2 protein-coding genes and 2 pseudogenes are annotated in these 4761 nt (G+C 72.5%); 3 read left to right on the forward strand and 1 reads right to left on the reverse strand.

Annotation, left to right across the window (positions count from 1 at the left end):
• Positions 1 to 90: 90 nt before the first annotated feature.
• Together ABZ281_RS38250 and ABZ281_RS38255 are read left to right on the forward strand one after the other, a co-directional pair.
• Positions 91 to 711 (forward strand): annotated as a pseudogene (locus ABZ281_RS38250) (methionyl-tRNA formyltransferase); the annotation flags it as partial.
• A 174-nt stretch (positions 712 to 885) separates the two neighbouring features.
• Positions 886 to 2304: a transcription antitermination factor NusB gene (locus ABZ281_RS38255; protein ID WP_356662626.1), complete on the forward strand. Its 1419-nt coding sequence runs from the start codon at positions 886 to 888 to the stop codon at positions 2302 to 2304.
• On the opposite strand, the gene ABZ281_RS38260 is transcribed toward ABZ281_RS38255, so the two are convergent.
• Entirely contained in the window at positions 2285 to 4426 is a 2142-nt protein-coding gene (locus ABZ281_RS38260) for an MMPL family transporter (protein WP_356662627.1), read from the reverse strand. The two genes, ABZ281_RS38255 and ABZ281_RS38260, sit on opposite strands and share 20 nt — an antisense overlap.
• A 155-nt stretch (positions 4427 to 4581) precedes the next feature.
• On the opposite strand from ABZ281_RS38260, the pseudogene ABZ281_RS38265 reads away from it, so the two are divergent.
• Positions 4582 to 4761 (forward strand): annotated as a pseudogene (locus ABZ281_RS38265) (hypothetical protein); the annotation flags it as partial.

Here is a 4761-nt window from a genome sequence, read left to right on the forward strand (position 1 = left end):
CTGGATCCGTGAAGACGAAGGCGCCGGTCTGCAAGCCGAGGTATCGGAGGTATCCGCGTTCGGGGCCGAAGGCCAGTGAGCGGACGCGGGGTCAATCTGCACTTCTCCCTGCTGCCGGCCTGGCGCGGCGCCGCGCCCGTGCAGCACGCCATCATGGCCGGCGACGAGATCACCGGTGCGTCGACGTTCCTGATCGAGGAGGGGCTCGACTCCGGGCCGGTGTACGGGACGGTGACCGAGGAGATCCGGGCCACCGACACCAGCGGGGACCTGCTGACCCGGCTGGCGTTCGCCGGTGCCGGGTTGCTCGCGGCGACCATGGACGGGATCGAGGACGGCACGCTGAAGGCCGTGCCGCAGCCGGCCGACGGAATCAGCCTCGCCCCGAAGGTCAACGTCGAGGACGCGCACCTCGACTTCGGCGCGCCCGCGCTGCGCGTCGACCGGATGGTGCGGGGTTGCACCCCGGCCCCCGGCGCCTGGACCACCTTCCGGGGCGAGCGCCTCAAGCTCATCCAGGTCGCCCCCGTGCCCGACCGGACGGGCCTCGCCCCGGGGCAGATCGCCGCCGGGAAGAACAACGTCCACGTCGGCACCGGCTCCTACGGCGTCGAGCTGCTGTGGGTGCAGGCCCAGGGCAAGAAGCCGATGCGGGCGGCGGACTGGGCGCGCGGGGTGCGGATCGCCGAGGGCGAGCGACTCGGCGGCTGACGCCGGGGCGGGGCCGACGACGCGGCCCGACACCGCCCCCCTGCCCTGCCCTGCCCTGCCCTGCTCTCCTCTGCCCTGCTTGCGGTAGCGCTCGTGCCCGTCGCGGGTTTCGTCCTGCTCCCGGCGGCGTAGGCTGGACGGCGCACTTCATCTCACCCCCGGAGCACCTTTTTCGTGAGCGAACAGCCCCGTCGAGCCCGCACGTCAGGCAAGCCCTACCGCCGGCCCAAGAAGGACCCCGTCCGCATCCTCGCCTTCGAGGCGCTGAGGGCCGTGGACGAACGGGACGCCTACGCCAACCTCGTGTTGCCGCCCCTGTTGCGCAAGGCGCGCGAGAACGACGACTTCGACGCCCGGGACGCGGCGCTCGCCACCGAGCTGGTGTACGGGACGCTGCGGCGGCAGGGGACGTACGACGCGATTCTGGCATCGTGTGTGGACCGGCCGCTCGGCGAAGTCGACCCGCCGGTGCTGGACGTTCTGAGCCTCGGCGCGCATCAGCTGCTCGGCACGAGGATCCCGACGCACGCGGCCGTGTCCGCCACCGTCGAGCTGGCGCGGGTCGTGCTCGGCGACGGGCGGGCCAAGTTCGTCAACGCCGTGCTGCGCAAGGTCGCGCAGGACGATCTCGACGGCTGGCTGGAGCGGGTCGCACCGCCCTACGACGAGGATCCCGAGGACCATCTCGCCGTCGTCCACTCACACCCCCGGTGGGTCGTGTCCGCGCTGTGGGACTCCCTCGGCGGCGGGCGGGACGGCGTCGAGGAGTTGCTCCGCGCCGACAACGAACGGCCCGAGGTGACCCTGGTGGCACGGCCCGGGCGGGCCACCGCGGAGGAACTGCTCGACGAGGACGCCGCCGTACAGGGGCGCTGGTCGCCCTATGCCGTGCGGCTGACCGAGGGCGGGGAGCCGGGCGCCATCACGGCCGTGCGGGACGGGCGCGCGGGCGTGCAGGACGAGGGCAGCCAGCTCGTCGCGATCGCCCTCGCCAACGCACCCCTGGACGGACCCGACCGGCGCTGGCTGGACGGGTGCGCGGGACCCGGCGGGAAGGCCGCGCTGCTCGGTGCGCTCGCCGCGGAGCGAGGGGCCCTGCTCGTCGCCTCCGAGAAGCAGACCCATCGCGCGGGCCTCGTCGCGAAGGCGCTGGACGGCAACCCGGGGCCGTACCAGGTGATCGCCGCGGACGGGACGCGTCCGGCGTGGCGGCCCGGCAGCTTCGACCGGGTGCTGGTCGACGTGCCGTGCACGGGCCTCGGCGCGCTGCGTCGACGCCCCGAGGCGCGCTGGCGGCGCCGCCCACAGGACCTGGAGGGCTTCGCGCCGCTCCAGCGCGGCCTGCTGCGCACCGCCCTGGAGTCCGTGCGGGTCGGCGGTGTCGTGGGCTACGCGACCTGCTCGCCGCACCTCGCCGAGACCCGGGCCGTCGTCGCCGACGTGCTCAAGCAGCACCCGGACACGGACCTCATGGACGCCCGGCCGTTGCTGCCCGGCGTACCGGACCTGGGCGACGGGCCCGACGTGCAGCTGTGGCCGCATCTGCACGGGACCGACGCGATGTATCTGGCGCTCATTCGTCGGACCGGCTGACCCCCGCCCCCACGGCCGCCCGGCCGGGTGCCCCGCCGTCGTGGCGCGCCAGCCGGTGCGGCCACCACACCTTCGGCCCGACGTCCAGGAACAGCGCCGTCACCAGGACCGAGCGGACGATGAAGGTGTCGATGAGGACGCCGAGGGCGACCGTGAAACCGATCTCGGCGAAGGCGACCATCGGAAGGGTGCCGAGGGCGGCGAAGGTGCCGGCCAGGACCAGGCCGGCGGAGGTGATGACCGCACCGGTGGCCGCGAGGCCCGTGACCACGCCCGGTCTGGTGCCCTGGCGGGCCGCCTCCTCGCGGATGCGCGTGGTCAGGAAGATGTTGTAGTCGATGCCCAGGGCGACCAGGAACACGAAGACGAACAGCGGGAAGTCGGTCGCCTCGCCCGCGTAGTCGAAGACGTACCGGAACGCGAGCGCGCTGATGCCGAGTGCCGCCGCGAACGAAAGGATCACCGTCCCGATCAGCAGCAGCGGGGCGATCAGGGCCCGCAGCAGGCCGCACAGGATCAGCAGGACGACCACCAGCACCAGCGGGATGATCACCACGTTGTCGTGCGTGGTCGCCTTGTCCATGTCCAGCAGGGCCGCCGTACCGCCGCCGACCTTGGCGTCGGCGTCCGGCACCGCGTGCACGGCGTCCCGCACCCGCTCGACCGTCTGCTTGGCGGCCTCGCTGTCCGACGGGGCGGTCATGGTGGCCTCGAAGAGGACCTTGCCCTCGAAAGCCGGTCTGGTGCCGGGCGGCAGGCCGAGGGACTGGGGGACCACACCCTGTGTCCCGGCGACCGCACGGCCCACCTGCACGGCCTGCGCCTGGTTGCTGACGATGACCAGGGGGTCACCGCTGCCCGCCGGGAAGTAGCGCGCCGACACCTCCTGCCCGGTGATCGAGTCCGGCTTCCCGGTGAACGCGTCCGCGTTGCCGATGCCCTCCGCGCGCAGCTGGATCAGGCCCAGGGAGCAGACCGCCAGCGCGAGCGCCGTCACCGCCCAGATCATCCGTGGTCGGCGGGCGATACGGCGGCCCGTGCGGGCCCAGACGCCGCGCTCGGTCGGGTCGGGGCTGCCGTAGCGCGGGACGACCGGCCAGAAGATCCAGCGGCCGAAGATCACCAGCAGGGCCGGGAACAGGCTCATCATCGCCACCAGGGCGACGGCGACGCCGATCGCGGCCACCGGGCCCAGGCCGCTCGTGGAGTTCATCTCGGCGGCCAGCAGCACCAGCATGCTCAGTACGACCGTGGCGCCGGAGGCCAGCACGGCCGGACCTGCGCGGTGCAGGGCCAGCGCCATCGCCTCGTGCCGGTCCTCGTGCCGCCGCAGTTCCTCTCGGTAACGGGCCACCAGCAGCAGGGCGTAGTCCGTCCCCGCTCCGAAGACCAGCACCGTGAGGATGCCGGAGCTCTGGCCGTTCACCGTCAGACCCGCGTGCTCGGCCAGCAGGTAGATCAGCGCCTGTGACGTCAACAGCGCGCAGACCACCGCGACCAGGGGGACCAGCAGCAGGGTCAGGCTGCGGTACGTGATGAGCAGCATGACGACGACGACGGCCATCGCGGAGACCAGCAGGGTCGAGTCGATGCCCTCGAAGGCCTCGGCGAAGTCCGCGGACGTGCCGCCCGGGCCCGTGATGTGCACGGTCATCCCGTCGCTGCCCGTACCGACGTCGTCCCGGATGGAGTCCACGGCGGGTGAGATCCGCTCCCAGCCCTCCTCGTCCATCTTGATCGGCACGAAGACCTGGGCCGCTCGCGGATCGGCCTGCCGGTCGAACACCGGCCCCCGCGTCTGCTCCCCGATGATGCCGTGGTCGCTCAGCTGCTTCAGCTGCCCCACGTCCTCGGCGATCTGCGCCCGGTCCTGCGCCGTCAGGCCGCTCTCCCGTGCGTAGATCACCACCGCCGGGATCTGCTCCGGCCGGAAGTCCTCGGAGATCTGCAGCACCTGCGTCGACTCCGCGGACCCCGGCAGCCACGACGCGGCGTCGTTGTCCTGCGCGTCGGTGAGCTTCATGGCGAACGGCGCGGCGATGAACAGCACGACCACCCAGAAGACCAGCACGAGCCACTTGGCCCGCCTCCCGCAGACGAGATGCGCGACGCCCTGCTTCATACCGACCCCCTTCGCGGAAGCGCCCCCGCAGGAGCGCGCGGCCGTGACATCGGCGGCTCCGCCGCGTGGGCGCGACCGGTCACGTACGGCCCGCACCCAACCGACCACCCGGGACCGATGCCCACAAGCCCCGGAGGGCATGACAGTCTTAGGACATGGCCGCGCAGATCAACCCCAGCATCCTGTCCGCAGACTTCGCCCGCCTCGCGGACGAGGCGAAGGCCGTGGAAGGAGCCGACTGGCGCCACGCCGACGCAGATCGCGCTGCGGATCAAAATCCCGATGGTGGCGCCCTCACTGGTGCTGACCTTCTTCTTCTCGATCATCGCGACGCT

It is taken from the genome of Streptomyces sp. NPDC006265, assembly GCF_040613555.1.
In the GTDB taxonomy this organism is placed as follows: domain Bacteria; phylum Actinomycetota; class Actinomycetes; order Streptomycetales; family Streptomycetaceae; genus Streptomyces.

Coding starts and splice junctions, on each gene's coding strand:
- ABZ281_RS38260 (WP_356662627.1), bottom strand. CDS start 4,426: ATGAAGCAGGGCGTCGCGCATCTCGTCTGCGGGAGGCGGGCCAAGTGG.